Source organism: Leucobacter sp. Ag1 (assembly GCF_000980875.1).
Lineage (GTDB): Bacteria > Actinomycetota > Actinomycetes > Actinomycetales > Microbacteriaceae > Leucobacter > Leucobacter iarius.
Genome location: NZ_LAYO01000089.1, coordinates 38939 through 58330 on the forward strand (window position 1 = coordinate 38939; position 19392 = coordinate 58330).

General features: G+C 70.0%; 16 protein-coding genes. 6 read left to right on the forward strand and 10 right to left on the reverse strand.

The window, feature by feature from the left end; all coding sequences use genetic code 11:
• Positions 1-101: 101 nt before the first annotated feature.
• From acnA to dut, 4 genes are all read right to left on the reverse strand, one after another.
• On the reverse strand, positions 102-2774 hold the full coding sequence (gene acnA / locus XM48_RS06965; protein ID WP_046455077.1) for an aconitate hydratase AcnA: 2673 nt from the start codon (positions 2772-2774) through the stop codon (positions 102-104).
• A gap of 152 nt (positions 2775-2926) precedes the next feature.
• On the reverse strand, positions 2927-3712 hold the full coding sequence (locus XM48_RS06970) for a DUF3159 domain-containing protein (RefSeq protein WP_046455078.1): 786 nt from the start codon (positions 3710-3712) through the stop codon (positions 2927-2929).
• Positions 3709-4374 carry a DUF3710 domain-containing protein gene (locus XM48_RS06975; RefSeq protein ID WP_046455079.1) on the reverse strand — a complete coding sequence of 222 codons (666 nt, stop codon included), beginning with the start codon at positions 4372-4374 and terminating at the stop codon, positions 3709-3711. The genes XM48_RS06970 and XM48_RS06975 overlap by 4 nt, the downstream gene beginning before the upstream one ends.
• A 70-nt stretch (positions 4375-4444) precedes the next feature.
• On the reverse strand, positions 4445-4885 hold the full coding sequence (gene dut, locus XM48_RS06980) for a dUTP diphosphatase (RefSeq protein WP_046455080.1): 441 nt from the start codon (positions 4883-4885) through the stop codon (positions 4445-4447).
• A 42-nt stretch (positions 4886-4927) separates the two neighbouring features.
• On the opposite strand from dut, the gene XM48_RS06985 reads away from it, so the two are divergent.
• Positions 4928-5380, forward strand: coding sequence for a DUF3093 domain-containing protein (locus XM48_RS06985; protein WP_231580830.1), 453 nt, complete (start codon positions 4928-4930; stop codon positions 5378-5380).
• 75 nt (positions 5381-5455) lie between these two features.
• Here XM48_RS06985 and XM48_RS06990 read toward each other — a convergent pair whose 3' ends face one another.
• The gene (locus XM48_RS06990) at positions 5456-5746 is read right to left on the reverse strand and encodes a DUF4193 domain-containing protein (RefSeq protein ID WP_046455082.1); all 291 of its coding nucleotides are present in this window, start codon (positions 5744-5746) and stop codon (positions 5456-5458) included.
• Positions 5747-6000: 254 nt separating this feature from the next.
• On the opposite strand from XM48_RS06990, the gene sepH reads away from it, so the two are divergent.
• Positions 6001-7173, forward strand: coding sequence for a septation protein SepH (gene sepH / locus XM48_RS06995; RefSeq protein WP_046455083.1), 1173 nt, complete (start codon positions 6001-6003; stop codon positions 7171-7173).
• Between the two features lie 58 nt (positions 7174-7231).
• Here the strand turns inward: sepH and XM48_RS07000 are convergent, their stop codons facing one another.
• Complete coding sequence (locus XM48_RS07000) at positions 7232-8455, reverse strand: alkaline phosphatase family protein (RefSeq protein WP_046455098.1); 1224 nt, start codon at positions 8453-8455, stop codon at positions 7232-7234.
• A gap of 93 nt (positions 8456-8548) precedes the next feature.
• Here XM48_RS07000 and XM48_RS07005 point away from each other — a divergent pair, with 93 nt between their 5' ends.
• Complete coding sequence (locus XM48_RS07005; RefSeq protein ID WP_046455099.1) at positions 8549-10999, forward strand: DNA topoisomerase (ATP-hydrolyzing) subunit A; 2451 nt, start codon at positions 8549-8551, stop codon at positions 10997-10999.
• Between the two features lie 7 nt (positions 11000-11006).
• Here the strand turns inward: XM48_RS07005 and XM48_RS07010 are convergent, their stop codons facing one another.
• On the reverse strand, positions 11007-11903 hold the full coding sequence (locus XM48_RS07010) for an EamA family transporter (protein ID WP_046455100.1): 897 nt from the start codon (positions 11901-11903) through the stop codon (positions 11007-11009).
• Between the two features lie 252 nt (positions 11904-12155).
• On the reverse strand, positions 12156-14249 hold the full coding sequence (locus XM48_RS07015) for a type IIA DNA topoisomerase subunit B (protein ID WP_046455084.1): 2094 nt from the start codon (positions 14247-14249) through the stop codon (positions 12156-12158).
• Between the two features lie 223 nt (positions 14250-14472).
• On the opposite strand from XM48_RS07015, the gene XM48_RS07020 reads away from it, so the two are divergent.
• A complete protein-coding gene (locus tag XM48_RS07020; protein ID WP_046455085.1) occupies positions 14473-14694 on the forward strand; it encodes a hypothetical protein in 222 nt (73 codons plus the stop codon).
• Between the two features lie 87 nt (positions 14695-14781).
• Here XM48_RS07020 and XM48_RS07025 read toward each other — a convergent pair whose 3' ends face one another.
• Entirely contained in the window at positions 14782-16089 is a 1308-nt protein-coding gene (locus XM48_RS07025; protein WP_046455086.1) for an RNA polymerase sigma factor, read from the reverse strand.
• A 225-nt stretch (positions 16090-16314) separates the two neighbouring features.
• The gene (locus tag XM48_RS07030; protein ID WP_046455087.1) at positions 16315-17271 is read right to left on the reverse strand and encodes a proteasome assembly chaperone family protein; all 957 of its coding nucleotides are present in this window, start codon (positions 17269-17271) and stop codon (positions 16315-16317) included.
• A 175-nt stretch (positions 17272-17446) separates the two neighbouring features.
• Here XM48_RS07030 and lpdA point away from each other — a divergent pair, with 175 nt between their 5' ends.
• Entirely contained in the window at positions 17447-18820 is a 1374-nt protein-coding gene (gene lpdA / locus XM48_RS07035) for a dihydrolipoyl dehydrogenase (protein ID WP_046455088.1), read from the forward strand.
• Positions 18821-18859: 39 nt separating this feature from the next.
• Positions 18860-19392, forward strand: a 533-nt coding sequence (locus XM48_RS07040; RefSeq protein ID WP_046455089.1) for a biotin/lipoyl-containing protein, incomplete at its 3' end; no start/stop codon positions are given.

Here is a 19392-nt window from a genome sequence, read left to right on the forward strand (position 1 = left end):
CTCCGATCCGCTCGGCGCGCGGCCGATGCATCCCATCAGTCTACTGAACGCCGCGAGGGGCCCCGGCATGCGCCGGAGCCCCTCGTGGTGACGTGCGATCCTTAGGCTGCGAGCGAGCGCAGCACGTACTGCAGGATGCCGCCGTTGCGGTAGTAGTCGGCCTCGCCCGGGGTGTCGATGCGGACGACCGCGTCGAACTCGGTGACGGTGCCGTTCTCGTGCGTCGCGGTGACGTGGACGGTGCGCGGCGTGCGGCCCTCGTTCAGCTCGGTGACGCCCGAGATGTCGAAGGACTCGGTGCCGTCGAGGCCCAGCGAATCGGCGTTCTCGCCGGCCGGGAACTGCAGCGGCAGCACGCCCATGCCGATGAGGTTCGACCGGTGGATACGCTCGAAGCTCTCGGTGATGACCGCCTTGACGCCGAGGAGGCTGGTGCCCTTCGCCGCCCAGTCGCGCGACGAGCCCGAACCGTACTCCTTGCCGCCGAGCACCACGAGCGGGATTCCCGCCGCCTGGTAGTTCTGCGACGCGTCGTAGATGTAGGACTGCGGTGCGCCCTCCTGCGTGAAGTCGCGGGTGAAGCCGCCCTCCACGTTGTCGAGGAGCTGGTTGCGCAGGCGGATGTTCGCGAAGGTGCCGCGGATCATGACCTCGTGGTTGCCGCGGCGCGAGCCGTAGGAGTTGAAGTCGCGCGGGGCGATCCCGTTCTCCTGCAGGTACTTGCCGGCGGGGGTCTCGGCCTTGATGTTGCCGGCCGGGCTGATGTGGTCGGTGGTGACCGAATCGCCCAGCTTGGCGAGCACGCGGGCGCCCGAGATGTCGGAGACCGGAGCCGGGGTCGCGGGCATGCCGTCGAAGTACGGGGGCTTGCGCACGTAGGTCGACTTGGCGTCCCACTCGAACACGTCGCCGTCGGGCGTCGGCAGCGAGGTCCAGCGCTGGTCGCCGTCGAAGACGCTCGCGTACTTCTCGGTGAACATGCCGGAGTCGATCGACGAGTCGGCGATCTTCTGCACCTCGACCGGGTCGGGCCAGATCTCGCGCAGGTAGACGTCGTTGCCGTCGGCGTCCTGCCCGAGGGGCTCGTTCTCGAAGTCGAAGTCCATCGAACCGGCGAGCGCGTACGCGATCACGAGCGGCGGGCTCGCGAGGTAGTTCATCTTGATGTCGGGGTTGATGCGGCCCTCGAAGTTGCGGTTGCCCGAGAGCACCGCGGTGACGGCGAGGTCGTTCTCGTTGACCGCGGCCGAGACCTCTTCGTTCAGGGGGCCCGAGTTGCCGATGCAGGTCACGCAGCCGTAGCCGACCAGGTAGAAGCCCAGGTCCTCGAGGTGCGAGGTGAGGCCGGACTTCTCGTAGTAGTCGGTGACGACCTTCGAGCCCGGTGCGAGCGTGGTCTTGACCCACGGCTTCGCCTTGAGGCCGCGCGCGTTCGCGTTGCGGGCCAGCACGCCGGCGGCGAGCATGACCGAGGGGTTCGAGGTGTTGGTGCACGAGGTGATCGAGGCGAGGGTGACCGCGCCGTGATCGATCGTGTACTCGGCGCCGTTCGCGTCCTTCACCTTGGCGGGGTTGGCGGCCTGCGCGTAGTTCTGCAGGTCGCGCTCGAACTGCCCCTTGGCGCTGGTCAGCTCGATGCGGTCCTGGGGACGCTTCGGGCCGGCGATCGAGGCGACGACGGTCGAGAGGTCGAGCTCGAGGTACTCGCTGAACTCGGGCTCATGAGCCGGATCGTGCCACATGCCCTGGGTCTGCGCGTACGCCTTGACCAGGTCGATCTGGTCGTCCGGGCGACCGGTGAGGCGCAGGTAGTCGAGCGTCACGTCGTCGATCGGGAAGATCGCGGCGGTCGAACCGAACTCGGGGCTCATGTTGCCGATGGTGGCGCGGTTGGCGAGCGGCACGGAGCCGACGCCCTCGCCGTAGAACTCGACGAACTTGCCCACGACGCCGTGCTTGCGCAGCATCTGGGTGATGGTCAGCACCACGTCGGTCGCGGTGACGCCCGCCGGGATCTGGCCCGACAGCTTGAACCCGACGACGCGCGGGATCAGCATCGAGATGGGCTGGCCGAGCATCGCGGCCTCGGCCTCGATGCCGCCGACGCCCCAGCCGAGCACGCCGAGACCGTTCTCCATGGTGGTGTGCGAGTCGGTGCCGACGCAGGTGTCGGGGTAGGCGTTGAGCACGCCGTCGATCTCACGGGTGAAGGTGACGCGCGCCAGGTACTCGATGTTGACCTGGTGCACGATGCCGGTCCCGGGCGGGACGACCTTGAAGTCGTCGAAGGCGCCCTGACCCCAGCGGAGGAACTGGTAGCGCTCGCCGTTGCGCTGGTACTCGATCTCGACGTTCTTGTCGAAGGCGCCGGCGCTGCCGTACACGTCGGAGATGACCGAGTGGTCGATGACGAGCTCGGCCGGTGCGAGCGGGTTGATGCGCTGCGGGTCGCCGCCGAGGTCGGCCATTGCCTCGCGCATGGTGGCGAGGTCGACGATGCAGGGCACGCCGGTGAAGTCCTGCATGATCACGCGCGCGGGCGTGAACTGGATCTCGGTGTCGGGCTGGGCGTTGGGGTCCCAGCTGCCGAGCGCCTCGACGTGCTGCTTGGTGACGTTCGCACCGTCCTCGGTGCGGAGCAGGTTCTCCAGGAGGACCTTGAGGCTGTAGGGCAGCCGCTCGTGTCCGGGAACCTTGTCGATGCGGTAGATCTGGTAATCCGTGCCACCGACGGTCAGGGTGCTCTGGGCCCCGAAACTGTTGACTGCTGCCATGGCCGCTCTCCTTCGTGAGTCAGGGTGCTGCTGCTGCCACCAGTCTGCACCCCTTCGGAGCGGTTCGCATCTCGAGAGGCGCAGCCGGCGTGAACGTCAGCGATTTGTCTTGACGTCGAGATAATTCTAGCTGATTTTGCTGGCCGGAACCGTCATTGGCCCGACGCGTTCGGCGTGTCGATCGCGGGCGATTCATCGGATGATTGGGTCGCACGGGTGACCCTGCTCAGCACGAGCCAGGAGAACAGCACGACCAGGGCGAACAGCGGGGTCCCCATGACCAGCCGCGCCGCACCGAGCGCCTCGACCTGGGCGCTCGCGTAGAGCGGGAGCTGCACGGCCAGGCGCAGCACGAACATCGCGAGCCACAGCAGCGTGCAGAGCGTCGCCGCGCGCCGCAGAGCGCGCTGCTTGCGCCAGCCCGTCAGATCCCCCGTCAGCGCGCCCGCGGCGAAGCCGAGCAGCGGCCACCCGACGAGCAGCGAGATCGTGAGCCCGACGGACCACGCGCCGTTGATCCAGAAGCCCGGGAGGAAGAAGTCCTGCCCCCGGCCCGAGATGAGCGTCACGACCACGCAGATGGCGACGCCGATCGCGCCCGAGAACGCCGCGGTGAGCGGCTCCTTGCGCAGCAGGCGGACCACGATCGCGATCACCGCGAGCAGCGCGGGGGCGATCGCCGAGAGGCGCGGATCCCGAGTCCAGACGAAGGTCGCGAGGAACAGGACCCCCGGCAGCAACGCCTCCGCGACGCCGCGCCAGCCGCCGATCGCCGCGAGCACACCGCTCGCCGAGACCGCCTCGCCGCTGAGCCCGGCCTCGACCGTGCGCCCCAGCGCACCGCCGACCCGAAGCCGCCCCGGACCGGGCTCGGTCGCCTCCGGAACCCCGGTCGCGTCCGGCGCGTCGGCGCCCTCGCGGGGATCGCGCTCGGTCACGCCTGCTGCACCCCGGCCTCGCCCTGGGCGAGCCCCGCGGGAACCTTGAGCTCGAGCAGCTCGCTCGGGGGCATCGGATCATCGCCGCGCACCACCACGAGCTCGCGGAACAGCTCGACGATCTGCGCCTTCGCCTCGGCATCCGACGCAGCGCGACCCATGATCACACCGCGCAGCAACCAACGGGGGCCGTCGACGCCGACGAACCGGGCCAGCCGGACCTCCTGCTCGTTCGTACCCGCGCTGCGGACGAGGAGCTCGGGTCCGAGGTCGCCGTCCTCGTGCGCGACCTCGGCGCCCTGCGAGCCGAGCTGCTGAGCGATCTCGGTACGCACCTCGTGCCACAGGCCGGTCGTCTTCGGCGCGGAGAACGCCTGCACCTGCAGGAGCGAATCGGCGTACTCGAGCGACACCGCGACCACGCGCTGCGCGCGCTCGTCGACCTCGAGCCGGAGCTGCAGGCCCTCGCGCGGAGCGACCTTGATGCCGCCGAGATCCACGTAGGGGCGCATCGCCGGCACCTCGCTGGCGTCGTAGGGCCCCGCGGTCTCGCGGTCGACCGGCGCCGACTTCGCGTCGTCGACCTCCGGTGCCGCCGGTTCGTGGAGCTCCAGCTCGTCGGCGTTCCGGTTCGACTCGTTCTGGGGAGTCTCGTCGCTCATGGTGTCTCTGGTCTTTCTGTTGGGGAAGAACGTTCGGCGCGCCGCACGGGACGCGCCGGGTCGGGAACCGTCAGGCGTCGCGCACGCCGGTCGAGCCGAAGCCGCCCGCACCGCGCGAACTCTCGGGGAGCTCGTCGACCGCGACGAACTCCGCACGGACCACCGGCATCACGACGAGCTGAGCGATCCGATCGCCCGACTCGACCTGGAACGCCGAACTGCGGTCGGTGTTGAGCAGGGCCACCTTGATCTCGCCGCGGTAGCCGGCATCGACCGTTCCGGGCGCGTTGACGACGGTGACGCCGTGCTTGGCCGCGAGTCCGCTGCGCGGCATCACGAACGCCGCGAAACCCTCCGGGAGGGCGATCGAGACGCCCGTGCCCACGAGCCTGCGCTCCCCGGGAGCCAGCAGCACCGACTCGGTGCTGCGCAGGTCGGCACCCGCATCGCCGGGCATCGCATAGCTCGGAATCTGCTCGGCACGGATGGGAATCTCAAGGGGATCGATCACACCGGACAGGCTACCGGATCCGGACCCGCGATAATGGAGAGCATGACGCAGACGCAGGCCTCCCCCAGCTACCACGAACGACTCTGGCCCACGCCGGCGCTCCTGGGGGTCCTCCTGCTGCTGATCCCGGCGGTGACGCTCGTCGTCACCCCCATCGACAAGACGCTGGCGCTGCCGGTCGCGATCCTGCTCTACCTGATCATCGCCGGCACGCTCGTGCTGCTGAGCCCCACCATCACGGTCCGAGACGGCATGCTCACCGCGGGTCGCGCGCGCATCCCCGTCGAGTTCCTCGGCGACGTCGAATCGCTCGGCGCCGACGCGCTGCGCACCGCCATCGGGCCCGGCCTGGACGCGCGCACGCACCTCGTCATCCGCGGCTGGATCCACCGCGGCGTGCGCATCGCGATCACCGACCCCCAGGACCCGGCGCCCTCGTGGATCCTGACCACCCGCCACCCCGAACGACTCGCGAAGGCGCTCGGCAAGTCCTGAGCCCCGCGCGCACGAAAGAGAGCGCCGCTCCCGTCATCGACGGGAGCGGCGCTCTCTTTCGTTCGGCTGGCGCGTCTATCGTGCGCACTCCGCGCAGATCGGACCGAGATCGGTCTCGTGATCCATCTGCGAGCGGTGGCGCACCAGGAAGCAGTTCACGCAGGTGAACTCGTCGTCCTGCTGAGGAAGCACGACCACGTCGAGCTCGACATCGGACAGATCGGACCCGCCCAGGTCGAAGCTGGGGTTGTCGGCGTCCTCGGAGTCGATACCCGACGCGCCCTTTGCCGGGCCGCGTTCCTTCAGAGCCTCGATCGAATCGGACTCTTCTTCGGACTTGCGCGGTGCGTCGTAATCGGTGGCCATTCTCTCCTGCTACTCCCGTCGGTTGCGCGACGTGTGATCCATTCGGCGGCGATAGTCTGCCCCACACGGCGAAGGAACGCAAACCGCGGCCCCCGTGAGTTCGCTGGAAGCTGATCCGGAACCGCTCCGGAGCGCTCCGAGACCGCCGCCGCCCCATCGACTCGCCCGCGAATTTCCCACCCGCCCGCGTCAATCCGCGTATCCCGGCCCGGAGCATGCCACTCTGGTGGGCGAATCAGCGGGAGGAAGAACCGATGGAAGAACTGCGCCTGGTCCGACGCGACGAGCAGTCGCTCGTCGTCGCGTCCGAGAGCGGCGAGGAGTTTCGCCTGGTCGTCGACGACACCGTGCTCGCCGAGCTCCGTCACCTCGGGCGCAAGGCCCGCTCCGGCCCCCGGGTCAACCCCCGCGAGATCCAGTCGCTGATCCGAGCGGGCAAGTCCCGCTCCGAGGTCGCCGAGACCGTCGGTGTCGAAGAGGAGGTCATCGAGCGCTACGAGGAGCCCGTCCTCGCCGAGCGCCGCTACATCCTCGAGCGCGCCCAGGCGGTTCCCGTGCGCACCGACCCGGTGCGCGTCGGCCAGGACGAGTCCGTCGACGAGCCCGAACGCTTCGGCGCGGTCATCGGCGAGCGCCTCATCGCGCTGAGCGCGGAGATCCCCGAGTGGAGCTCCTGGCGCGACGAGGAGGCCGGCTGGATGATCGCCCTCGAGTTCATCTCGCACGACGTCGAGCACCGCGCGGTGTGGTCGTTCGAGCACCGCAAGCAGATCCTCGCCCCGCTCACCCCCGACGCCGTGTCGCTCTCGAAGCAGGGCGACGTGGGCGACCGGCTGATCCCGAAGCTCCGCGCGGTCGATTCCGGCGAGGCCGGGACGACCGGACGCTTCGACGCGGAGGCTTTCGCCGGCGAGCAGGTCGAGGCGTCGGAGGCGCCCGCCGAGCCCGAGCAGCCCGTCGAAGCCGAGAAGGCCCCGCTGGATCCGGAGGCGGAGTACGAGCGCCGCCGCGGCATCGACCAGCGCGCCATCAACACCCCGCAGCCGGAGCTGACCGACCTCGGGCAGACCGCCGACCTGCTCGATGCCCTGCGCCGCCGCCGGGGCGAGCGCGACCAGGCCCTGCGCGAGAGCGCCCAGCAGGCCGCGGACACTGCCGAGGAGACGAGCCCGGCTCCCGCGCCCGAGCCCGAGGCTCCCCGCGACGCGGCCCCGACGGAGCGCCTCGCGACGGTGCGCGGGCTGACTCCGGTGACGGATCGCGAGCGCTCCGCTCCCGCGGAGGCTCCGAAGGCCCCCGAGGCGAGCCCGTCGGAAACCGCATCCGCCGACGACCAGGGCCGTCAGGGATCGCGCAAGCGCCGCGCATCGATCCCGAGCTGGGACGACATCCTGTTCGGTACCCGCAGCGAGGACGATCCGGCCTAGCGGCCGCGACCCGTCCGGCGCTCCGGCTCGGCAGAGGACCTCGGAGTCCCCGGAGGGCTCAGCGCACCCGGTCGGCGACGCGCGCGAGCGCGCTCGCGAATCCGCTGCCCGCCAGCGCACCGCCGAGCCGCAGCGGGATCCCCCGCTCCTCGGCGCTCAGGCTGCCGTGCTGGCCGACCATGGCGAGCGCGCGCGGATCGTCGCCCCGCAGCGTGAACGCCACCTGCTTGCGCGCCGCGACCAGCACCTCGCCGAGCCGCGGCACGACGTCGGCGCCGGTCTCGCCGAACCAGCCGTCGGCGATCGCCGCGTCGCGCGTGCCGACCCAGGCCAGCTTGCCGAGCCGGGACTCGACCTCGCGGGCGACGGACTCCGGGTCGGCGCCGTCCTCGAGATACAGGGAGCGGAACCGCGGTTCGCCGCCGATCAGCGCGACCCCGGGGATCGGGTCCTCGTCGAGCACGATCTGCCCGTGCTGCGGCACGTCGACCATGCCGTGGTCGGCGGTGAGCACGACGCCGACGCCGCCGGGGAGCCCGCGCAGGAATCCGTCGAGCGCGGCGTCGAACTGCTCGAGGCGCGCCAGCCAGGCGTCGCTCCCCCAGCCCTGCTCGTGGCCGGCCTTGTCGAGCTCGTCGATGTAGAGGTACGCGAGGACCGGATCGGGTCCGCGCACCGCCTGGGACGCGAGCGCGAAACGGTCCTCGATGCGCTGACCGCCGAGGTACTCGGCATCCGACAGGATCGCGCGCGTGAGACCGCCGTCGGCGTGCGCGGGCCGGCCGATCGCGAGCGGCCGCGCGCCCATCCGGCCGGCGAGGCCGAACAGCGGTTCGGCGCGCTGCCAGGATCGGATCGGCTCGATGCCGTCCCAATCGCGGAGCGTCGTGACCAGCCCGAGCTCGGGGTGCCGGATCCGGTATCCGATGAGCCCGTGGCTCCCGGGCAGGCGCCCCGTGGTGAGCGTGGTGAGGGCGGCGCCCGTGGTCGACGGCGCGACCGTCTCGATCCGTCGACCGGGCATCGACAGGATCGTGCGCGCGTGCCCCGCCCGCTCCTGCAGGTTGGCATGGCCGAGCCCGTCGACCACGATCAGCACCAGCGAGCGCAGCTCCGGAAGCTCCGGCAGCGGTGCGGGATCCCCGGCGGGCACCGGGGCCCCGGCGAAGGCGAGATCGAGCGCGTCGGCGGCAGTGGATCCCAGCGCGGGGGCCAGACAGGCCAGCCCGGTTGGGAGAATCGCGGCCAGCCTCGCGCCGTTGTCGGTGGGCGTCGGTAGCATGACCACCATCGTATCCGCGCGATGCGCGCCCAGCCTGCAGCTGCGCGACGCCCATCGTGCGCCCCGAAGATCGAAAGGCACGTGATCGGCCCCGTGAGCGACACGACCCCAGCAGACGCGGCATCCGGCGTCGAACGGATCGAGGACATCGACATCTCGAACGAGATGGAGGCCTCGTTCCTCGAGTACGCCTACTCGGTGATCTACTCGCGCGCGCTCCCCGACGCCCGCGACGGCATGAAGCCCGTGCAGCGGCGCATCCTGTTCATGATGACCGACATGGGGCTCCGCCCCGAGAAGGGCCACGTCAAGTCGGCCCGCGTGGTCGGCGAGGTCATGGGCAAGCTGCACCCCCACGGCGATTCCTCCATCTACGACGCGCTCGTGCGCATGGCGCAGAACTTCGCGATGCGCCTGCCGCTGGTCGACGGGCACGGCAACTTCGGCTCGCTCGACGACGGCCCGGCCGCCTCCCGCTACACGGAGGCCCGGCTCGCGGGCGCCGCCCTCGCCATGACCGAGTCGCTCGACGAGGACGTGGTCGACTTCGTCCCGAACTACGACAACCAGATCATGCAGCCGGAGGTGCTGCCCGCCGCGGTGCCGAACCTGCTGGTCAACGGCGCGAGCGGCATCGCCGTCGGCATGGCGACCAACCTCGCCCCCCACAACCTCCTCGAGGTCGTCGAGGGCGCGAAGCACCTGCTGTTCAACCCCTCGGCGACCGTCGACGAGCTCATGGAGTTCGTGCCGGGCCCCGACCTGCCCGGCGGCGGCATCATCGTCGGTCTCGACGGCGTCAAGGACGCCTATCGCACGGGCCGCGGCGCGTTCCGCACCCGTGCCAAGGTCACCGTCGAGCAGCTCACGGCGCGCCGCACCGGCCTCATCGTGACCGAGCTCCCCTACCTCGTCGGGCCCGAGCGCGTCATCGAGAAGATCAAGCAGGGCGTCGAATCCAAGAAGCTCTCGGGCATCTCCGACGTGCAGGACTTCACCGACCGCAAGAACGGTCTTCGCCTCGTCATCACGCTCAAGACCGGGTTCTCCCCCGAGGCCGTGCTCGAGCAGCTCTACCGCTACACGCCGCTCGAGGACTCGTTCAGCATCAACTCGGTCGCGCTCGTCGGCGGGCAGCCGCAGACCCTGGGTCTGCGCGAGATGCTGCGCGTGTTCCTCGACCACCGCGTCTCGGTCGTCAAGCGCCGCTCCGAGTTCCGGCTGCGCAAGCGGCGCGAGCGCCTCCACCTCGTCGAGGGCCTGCTCATCGCGATCCTCGACATCGACGAGGTCATCCAGCTCATCCGCACCAGCGACGACGCCGAGACCGCGCGCGGGCGCCTCATGCAGGTCTTCGATCTGTCCGAGGCGCAGGCCGAGTACATCCTCGAGCTGCGCCTGCGTCGCCTGACCAAGTTCTCGCGCGTCGAGCTCGAGGCGGAACGCGACCAGCTCCAATCCGAGATCGAGCAGCTGCTCGAGATCCTGAGCAGCCCAGAGCGACTGCACGCCGTCGTCGCGAACGAGATGGACGCGGCGGCCGAGGCCTACGGCACCCCGCGACGCACGGTCCTCACCGGTGCCGTCGCCCGGCCGACCCGAGCCGCAGCGGGTGCCGCTGCGCTCCAGGTCGCCGACACCCCCTGCACGGTCCTGCTCTCGGTCACCGGCCGCGCCCTGCGCGTCGACCGCGACCCCGAGGCGCTCGACACGGTTCGCAGCACGTCGCGCGCCACCAAGCACGGCGCGGTGCTCGTACGCGTCGATTCCACCGTGCGCGGCGAACTCGGCGCGGTGCTCAGCGACGGAACGCTGCACCGGTTCACGCCGGTCGATCTGCCGCTCGTCCCCGCAGCCTCCATCGCATTCTCGGCCGGGGTCAAGCTGACGGACTACATCGGCGTCACCGACAAGAAGCTCCGCGTCGTCGGCGTCGTGCCGCTCGACACCGAGCTGCCCATCGGGCTCTTCACCGCGCAGGGCACCGTGAAGCGCGTCGTCCTCACCGAGCTTCCGGCCAAGCCCGACTTCGAGGTCATCGGTCTCAAGGCGGGCGACGAGCTCATCGCTGCGTTCCCGGCCCCCGACGATTCCGAGTTCGCCGTCGTGGCATCCGACGCGCAGCTGCTGCGCTTCCCCGCCTCCGCGGTGCGCCCGCAGGGCCGCCCGGCCGGCGGCATGGCCGGCATCCGCCTCGGCGCCGACGCCAAGGTCGTGTTCGCGGGCGCGGTCGAGCCCGGGGTCGATGCGCGGGTCGTCACGATCGCCGACAGCTCGCTGACCCTCCCGGGGACCGACGTGGGCACCGCCAAGATCTCCGACTGGGCCGAGTTCCCCGCGAAGGGGCGCGGCACCGGCGGCGTCCGCGCGCAGCGCTTCCTCAAGTGGGAGGATCAGATCGCCTGCGCCTGGGTCGGCACGGGCGAACCCCGCGCACTGGCCGCCGACGGCGCGGCGCGCAAACTGCCGGACGCTCTCGGCAAGCGCGACGGCTCGGGCCTCCCGCTCGACGGCGCAGCCGCGTTCGTCGGCACGGCGCCCTAGGCGCGCGTCAGGACAGCCCGATCAGCGCGATCCCGGCGACCACCACTCCGGCCGCGCCGATGCGCAGCACCGCACGGTCCTGCTTGAACCGCCAGACGCTGTAGAGACTGACCAGGATCACGCTCACCTCCCGCATCGGGGCGATGAGCGCGATCGGTGCGATCTTCGTCGCGGTGAGCACGAGGATGTACGACAGCGGCGAGAGCACCCCGAAGACGAGCAGACGACCCCACTGGATCCGGATCACCGAGCCGAGCGACGGCCGCTCGCGTCGTCCGAGCAGCAGCAGCATCACGCTGAAGCCCAGCACCTCGGTCACGGTGAAGCCGACGAAGTAGGCGACGGCGGGCAGCCCCGCTCGGTTCATCGAGATCGCGTCCCACACCGTGTAGCCCGCGATCGCCACACCCGTGAGCACGCCCCAGACGATCTCGGGCGGGATCCCGCGCCGCCGAGCCGGGCCGGTGCGCAGAGCAGTGCGCGGACGGCCGATCACGCCGACCGCGATCACGCCGAGCACCACCACCAATGCGCCGACGAGCGCGAGCGGGCCCGGACGCTCCCCCAGCACGAGCAGGGCGAATACGCCGGTGAGCACGGGTCCGCTGCCTCGGGCCGTCGCGTACACGGTGGTCAGGTCCCCCGCGGCGTACCCGCGCTGCAGCGCGAGCATGTAGCCGATGTGGAGCACTCCCGAACCGGCTGCGCCGACGAGGAAGGCCCAGGGGTCCGCGCCCTGCAGGCCGCCCGTGAACGGGATGACGAACGCCCAGAGGCCGCTCGCGATGACCGCGCCCCACCAGAGGAAGGGCAGGCCGGAGCCGCTGGATCCGTGCGAGACGATGTTCCAGGCGGCGTGGCAGACGGCGGCCGAGAGGACGAGGGCGATAGCGATAGCGGACACGACGGAACCTTCCACCCGGCGCGCTGGTGCGTCGGGTTCGGTTCCTCCAGGCTTTTGTCCGTTCAGATGACGCCGAGATGCGGATCCCGGCGTGGCACCGCTCGGACCAGGCAGGCGCGGCCCCGGAACCCTAGGTGCTATCGGAATCAGCCTAGCAGCGCGCGCATCGCCGTGATTCCGGGCCGGATCAGTCAACAGGGTGCTCCGACACCGGCGGCACGGTAGCTCCGGGACCGGCGACGCGGCCGCGGATCAGGCGTCGATGCGCTCGCGATCGAGGTCGTCGGCGTTCTCGACGAGGAACTCCTTGCGCGGCGCCACATCGTTGCCCATGAGCAGTTCGAACACCTGCGCGGCCGAGTGCGCGTCCTCGACCCGAACACGCCGCAGCGTGCGGTGCGCGCGATCCATGGTCGTCTCGGCCAGCTGATCCGCGTCCATCTCGCCCAGGCCCTTGTACCGCTGGATCGGCTCCTGGTACTTCTTGCCCCGACGGCGCAGATCGGAGAGCAGGGTCTGCAGCTCCTTCTCGCTGTAGGTGTAGATCACGTCGTTCGGCTTGCGCCCGGCGTTCTGCACCACGACGCGATGCAGCGGCGGCACGGCGGCGTAGACGCGACCGGCCTCGAGCATCGGACGCATGTAGCGGAAGAAGAGGGTGAGCAGCAGGGTGCGGATGTGCGCGCCGTCGACATCGGCGTCGCTCATGAGGATCACCTTGCCGTAGCGGGCGGAATCGATGTCGAAGTCGCGGCCGGAGCCGGCCCCGATGACCTTGATGATCGATCCGCACTCGACGTTGTTGAGCATCTCGGCCACGGAAGCCTTCTGCACGTTGAGGATCTTGCCGCGGATGGGCAGCAGCGCCTGGTACTCGCTGTCGCGTGCGGGGCGCGCCGTGCCCAGCGCGCTGTCGCCCTCGACGATGAAGAGCTCGGTGTCGGCGATATCGCGCGAGCGGCAGTCGATGAGCTTGGCCGGCAGCGAGGAGCTCTCGAGCGAGGACTTGCGACGCGCCGTGTCCCGCTGCGCGCGCAGCGAGATGCGGGACTTCATCTCCGAGACCATCTTCTCGAGCAGAGTGCCCGTCTCGGCCTTGTCCTGCCGTCGGGTGGAGGCGAAGCGCTCCTCGAGGCCCTTCGTCATCGCGCGCGTGACGATCTGGCGCACGGCTGCGGTGCCGAGCACCTCCTTCGTCTGCCCTTCGAACTGGGGTTCGGGCACTCGGACCGTGACCACGGCGGTGAGGCCGGTGAGGATGTCGTCCTTCTCGGGCTTGTCGGAGCCGGCCTTGAGCTTGCGCGCGTTCTGCTCGATCTGCTTGCGGAAGAAGCGCACGAGACCCTGCTCGAAGCCGGCCAGGTGCGTGCCGCCCTTGGGCGTCGAGATGATGTTGACGAAGGTCTGGATCTCGGTGTCGTAGCCCGTGCCCCAGCGCAGCGCGACGTCGACCTCGCAGGTGCGCTCCACCTCGCGCGAGACCAGCGCACCGCTCGCCTCGTCCATGACCGGCACCGTCTCAGTGAACGTGCCGGAGTCCGTGACCCGCCAGGTCTCGGTCAGCGCCGCGTCGACCGCGAGGAAGTCGACAAACTCGGAGATACCGCCGTCATAGGCGAAGCGGTGCACCTGCGGCGCACCCGATTCATCGAGACCCTCGGCGCGCTCGTCGCGGATCTCGATGCCGAGACCGGGGACCAGGAACGCGGTCTGCCGGGCGCGCGCCACGAGGGCGTCGGACTCGAACCGCGCCTCCTTCAGGAAGATCTGCGGGTCGGCCCAGTACCGCACGCGGGTGCCGGTGACGCCCTTCTTCACCTTGCCGACGACGCGCAGCTCCGAGGCGTCCTCGAACGGGGTGAACGGGCTCGACGGGCTGTCGCCGTCGAATATGCCCGGCTCGCCGTGCCGGAAGGACATCGCCCAGGTCTTGCCGTCGCGATCGACCTCGACGTCGAGCCGGGACGAGAGAGCGTTGACCACGGAGGCGCCCACTCCGTGCAGGCCGCCGGAACTGGCGTAGCCGCCGCCGCCGAACTTTCCGCCGGCGTGCAGCTTCGTGTAGACGAGCTCGACGCCGGTGAGCCCGCTGCGGGGCTCGATGTCGACGGGGACGCCGCGCCCGCGGTCGTTCACCGTCACGCTGCCGTCGGCGTGCAGCACGACCCCGATCTCGGAGCCGTGGCCGGCCAGGGCCTCGTCGACGGAGTTGTCGATGATCTCCCAGAGGCAGTGCATGAGGCCGCGCGAATCGGTCGTGCCGATGTACATGCCCGGCCGTTTGCGAACGGCCTCGAGCCCTTCGAGCACGGTGAGATGGCGGGCGGAATAGCTCGACTCGGCCACGGTTGCGGCACCTCTTTCTCTGGGGACGGATCTACTGTAGGCGAGACCTCCGACACCGGGGCGCCGATCCCCCGGCGCGTGCCGAAAACGAGCCGTTGAACGGCCGCTGAACGCTGCAGCGGCGCCCGCGGGCTACGCGGTCAGCGAAACGGTCGCCGAATCGGGCCGATTCCCGGGGTTCGCGTGCTTTGATGGGAGCACCAAACACGTACGGGAGGTAGCCATGACGACACTCGAGCAGGATCGCACCGAGGCCCAGGCCCGGGCGGATCGTCCCCTCGACGCGCTCGACCGCTGCGACAGCTGCGGCGCCCAGGCGTACGTGCGCGCGATGCTGAACGGCAGCGAGCTGCTGTTCTGCGCGCATCACGCGCGCAAGCACGAGGAGAAGCTCCGCCCGATCGCCGAGGTCTGGCACGACGAGACCGCGCGCCTGAACGCGTAGCGGTTCGCACGGACCGCCATCCGCGAGGATCGGCGGGACAACGGAAAAGCCCCGGCCGGAGCCGGGGCTTTTCTCGTGTCTGGCGGCCTACTCGAGGTAGTCGCGCAGCTGCTGCGACCGCGAGGGGTGGCGCAGCTTCGCCATGGTCTTCGACTCGATCTGGCGGATGCGCTCGCGCGTCACACCGAAGGTGTCGCCGATCTGGTCGAGGGTCTTCGGCATGCCGTCGCCCAGGCCGAAGCGCATGCGGATCACGCCGGCCTCGCGCTCCGAGAGCGAATCGAGCAGTTGCTCGAGCTGCTGCTGCAGCATCGTGAAGCCGACCGCGTCGGCCGGAACGACCGCCTCCGTGTCCTCGATGAGGTCGCCGAACTCGCTGTCGCCGTCCTCGCCGAGCGGGGTGTGCAGCGAGATGGGCTCGCGCCCGTACTTCTGCACCTCGACGACCTTCTCGGGGGTCATGTCGAGTTCGCGGCTCAGCTCCTCGGGAGTGGGCTCGCGGCCCAGGTCCTGCAGCATCTGGCGCTGCACGCGGGCGAGCTTGTTGATGACCTCGACCATGTGCACCGGGATGCGGATGGTGCGCGCCTGGTCGGCCATGGCTCGCGTGATCGCCTGACGGATCCACCAGGTGGCGTAGGTCGAGAACTTGAAGCCCTTGGTGTAGTCGAACTTCTCGACCGCACGGATCAGGCCGAGGTTGCCCTCCTGGATCAGATCCAGGAACTGCATGCCGCGACCGGTGTAGCGCTTCGCGAGCGAGACGACGAGGCGGAGGTTGGCTCCGAGCAGGTGGCTCTTCGCGCGCTGACCGTCGCGCGCGACCCACTTCAGCTCGCGCTCGAGCTTCTTGGGCAGGCCCTTCTCGGTCGCCAGCTTCTCCTCGGCGAACAGACCGGCCTCGATGCGCATCGCGAGCTCGACCTCTTCGGCCGCGTTCAGCAGTGCGACCTTGCCGATCTGCTTCAGGTAGTCCTTGACCGGGTCGGCGGTGGCGCCGGGGATCGCGGTCGTGACCGTCGGCACGTCCTCCTCGTCGGAGTCCTTGATCCGGATCGCACCGGTCGGCAGTTGCACGGCCGGGACGACCGGGATCGCCGCGGTATCGGTGGAGACGACCTCGTCGGTGTCGGGGGCGAGAGCGGCCTCCGCGACGGGATCCGGCTCCTTCGGGGCGCGCTTGCGCGTCGCCGGCTTCTTCGCTGCGGGCTTCTTCGCAGCAGCGGTCTTGGCAGCGGCCGTCGACTTCTCGGCAGGAGCCTTCGTCGCAGCGGCCTTCTTGGTCGCGCTCGCCTTCGTGGTCGCGGCCTTCTTGGCAGCGCTCTTCGGCGCTTCCGTCTCGGTCGCGTCCTCAGCCGAAGTGGCACGAGTCTTGGTGGTGGGTGCAGTGGCCACGCAGCCGCCTCTCTGTGTCGAGATCCTCCGTGTGCGAATCGTGCGATTTTCGCAAAACATGCACACAGCGTGAAAACCCATGTCAAGCCCGGCGTATTCCCGCGCACGCGCGAGAGCCGGATTGAATGGGCTGTGCTGCAATTATTGCACGCGCGCGGGCAGGTTCCTGACCATTCCGATCGAGTTCAGCGCCCAGCGAAATCGTCGAGCCGTGCCGGGGCCCGCTCAGACGAGGCCGGGGCCTCCCGGAGCGCCGCCACCCGGAGCGCCGCCGGTTCCGGGATCCCGCTGCTCGCGCAGGAACCGCTCCAGCTCGCTCGCGAGCTGGTCCGCGGTCGGGAGGGATCCGTCCTCGCTCACGAGCGGCGAGCGGGTGGTCTGATCCTCCATGTACTCGTCGTAGCGCACCTCGAGGTTCCGCACCATCTCGGTCGACTCCTCGTTCTCGGCGATCTGCGTGTCGACCTGGATGTTGAACGCGCGGGCCGCCTCGCGGACCTCGTCGGTCGGCAGGATCAGCCCGCTGGCGGCCATGATGCCGTCGAGCGCGGCGAGCAGCACGTCGGGGTTCTCGGTGTTCGCGAGGTAGTGCGGCACCAGGAAAGCGAATCCGACGACGTCCTCGCCGAGCGAGTGCAGCCGGTATTCGAGCACGTGGCCGGCCGAGGCGGCGAGCTTGGTCGTCGGCTTCCAGACGGATCGCGCCTCGATCAGGTCGTCGCGGCTGCCGCTCACGGTCGCTCGGATCGGGCGGGTGTGGGGCACGGGCATGGGGATCGCGTGCGTCCAGACCGTGGTCGAGACCTCGAACTCGTGCACCAGCATGAGCACGGCGTCGATGAACTGCTCCCAACGGAAGTCGGGCTCGTAGCCGCTGAGCAGCAGGAACGGGGCGCCGAGCTCGTCGTGCGCGAGCGCGAGCGAGAGCTCCTCGGGCGCGTAGTCGACCAGGTGGTCCTCGACGAAGGTGATGACCGGTCGGCGCGCGCGGTAGTCGAGCAGCAGGTCGGCGTCGAAACGCACGATCTCCTGCGGCTCGGTGCGCTCCCAGAGGTACTCCTCGAGCTGCGCGACCACACCCCCGGCGTCGCTGATGCCGCGCAGGGCGACCAGGAGCGGGAGGCCCTTGGGGACGGTCGCGCGGCGCTCTGCGTACTCTGCGGAGAAGATCGAATCGGTCACGGCTCCATCCTACGGAGCGGGCCCCCGCGACGGGCGGGCCGAGCGCATGCCCAGAGCGAACGTCCCCGGGCGTCACCGAATGGCCTGGTGGGCACGGAGGAGTAGTAGGCTGGTGAGCCGTGGACCGATCACGCGTCGGCCCGCTCTTTCGAATGCGACCCGAGGGAGATCCCACTTGGCCGATCAGCAGTTTGACATCGTCGTTCTCGGAGGCGGCAGCGCCGGGTACGCTGCAGCCATCCGAGCGAGACAGCTCGGCTTCACCGCCGCAGTCATCGAGAAGGACAAGCTGGGCGGCACCTGCCTCCATCGCGGCTGCGTCCCGACCAAGGCGCTGCTGCACTCCGCCGAGATCGCCGATGTGGCGCGCGAGGGCGAGGCGTACGGCGTGCTGTCGAGCGTCGCCGGCATCGATATGGCCGGCGTGACGAAGTTCCGCACCAACCTGGTCGCCGGAAAGCACAAGGGCCTGCAGGGCCTGCTCAAGGCCAACGGCATCACCGTCATCGAGGGCGAGGGCCGTCTGGTCGCCGCGAACACCGTGCAGGTGGGCGCCGACCGCATCATCGGCAAGAACGTCGTGCTCGCGACCGGCTCCTACTCGCGGAGCCTCCCCGGCCTCGAGATCTCGGGCCGTGTGATCACCAGCGAGCAGGCGCTCGAGCTCACCGAGGTCCCGAAGCGCGTCGTCATCCTCGGCGGCGGCGTGATCGGTGTCGAGTTCGCGAGCGTCTGGCGCTCGTTCGGCGCCGACGTCACCATCGTGGAGGGCCTGCCCCACCTCGTTCCCAACGAGGAGGAATCGGTCTCGAAGCAGCTCGAGCGAGCATTCCGCAAGCGCGGCATCGATTTCAAGCTCGGCGTCCGCTTCCAGGGCGTCACCCAGGACGCGAACGGCGTCACCGTCACTCTCGAGGACGGCACGACCATCCCCGCCGACTACCTGCTGGTCGCGGTCGGCCGCGGTCCCGTCACGCAGGGCATCGGCTACGAAGAGGTCGGCATCTCGATGGATCGCGGCTTCGTCCTGACCGACGAGCGTCTCGCGACGAACGTGCCCGGCGTCTACGCCGTCGGCGACATCGTGCCCGGCCTGCAGCTCGCGCATCGCGGCTACCAGCAGGGCATCTTCGTCGCGGAGGAGATCGCGGGTCTCAACCCCGTCGTGGTCCAGGACGTCAACATCCCCAAGGTCACCTACTGCGATCCCGAGATCGCATCGGTCGGCCTCACCGAGGCGAAGGCCAAGGAGCAGTACGGCGACGACAACGTCACCGCGTACGAGTACAACCTGGCCGGGAACGCCAAGAGCTCGATCCTCGGCACCGCCGGCACCGTCAAGGCGGTCCGGGTGAACGACGGCCCCGTGGTCGGCGTGCACATGATCGGCGCCCGCGTCGGCGAACTCGTCGGCGAGGCCCAGCTGATCGTGAACTGGGAGGCCTACCCCGAGGATGTCGCGCCCTTCATCCACGGCCACCCCACGCAGAACGAGACCATCGGCGAGACCATGCTGAAGCTCGCCGGCAAGCCGCTGCACGCCATCTGAGCGCGGCACGAGAATTACGAACGAAACGGAGACAACGTCATGAGTGAATCGGTCGTCCTCCCCGCACTGGGCGAGAGCGTCACCGAGGGGACGGTGACCCGCTGGCTGAAGAACGTCGGTGACACCGTCGCAGTCGACGAGCCGCTGCTGGAGGTGTCCACCGACAAGGTCGACACCGAGGTCCCCTCCCCCATCGCGGGGGTGCTCGAGGAGATCCTCGTGCAGGAGGACGAGACGGCCGAGGTCGGCGCCGTGCTCGCACGCATCGGAGACGGGAGCGGTTCCGCTGCGGCTCCGGCCGCCCCGGCGGCCGAGCCCGTCGCCGCGCCCGCAGCTCCGGAGCCCGTGGCGGCGCCCGCCGCTCCGGCCGAGCCCGTGGCGGCCCCCGAGCACGTCGCGGTTCCTTCGACTCCCGCCGCGCCCGCCGACGGCCAGGAGGTCGTGCTCCCCTCGCTCGGCGAGAGCATCACCGAGGGCACCGTGACCCGCTGGCTGAAGAGCGTCGGCGATTCGGTCGAGGTCGACGAGCCGCTGCTCGAGGTCTCCACCGACAAGGTCGACACCGAGGTCCC

Coding starts and splice junctions, on each gene's coding strand:
- XM48_RS07020 (WP_046455085.1), top strand. CDS start 14,473: ATGACGACACTCGAGCAGGATCGCACCGAGGCCCAGGCCCGGGCGGAT.
- sepH (WP_046455083.1), top strand. CDS start 6,001: ATGGAAGAACTGCGCCTGGTCCGACGCGACGAGCAGTCGCTCGTCGTC.
- XM48_RS07000 (WP_046455098.1), bottom strand. CDS start 8,455: ATGCTACCGACGCCCACCGACAACGGCGCGAGGCTGGCCGCGATTCTC.
- XM48_RS06990 (WP_046455082.1), bottom strand. CDS start 5,746: ATGGCCACCGATTACGACGCACCGCGCAAGTCCGAAGAAGAGTCCGAT.
- XM48_RS06975 (WP_046455079.1), bottom strand. CDS start 4,374: ATGAGCGACGAGACTCCCCAGAACGAGTCGAACCGGAACGCCGACGAG.
- acnA (WP_046455077.1), bottom strand. CDS start 2,774: ATGGCAGCAGTCAACAGTTTCGGGGCCCAGAGCACCCTGACCGTCGGT.
- XM48_RS06985 (WP_231580830.1), top strand. CDS start 4,928: ATGACGCAGACGCAGGCCTCCCCCAGCTACCACGAACGACTCTGGCCC.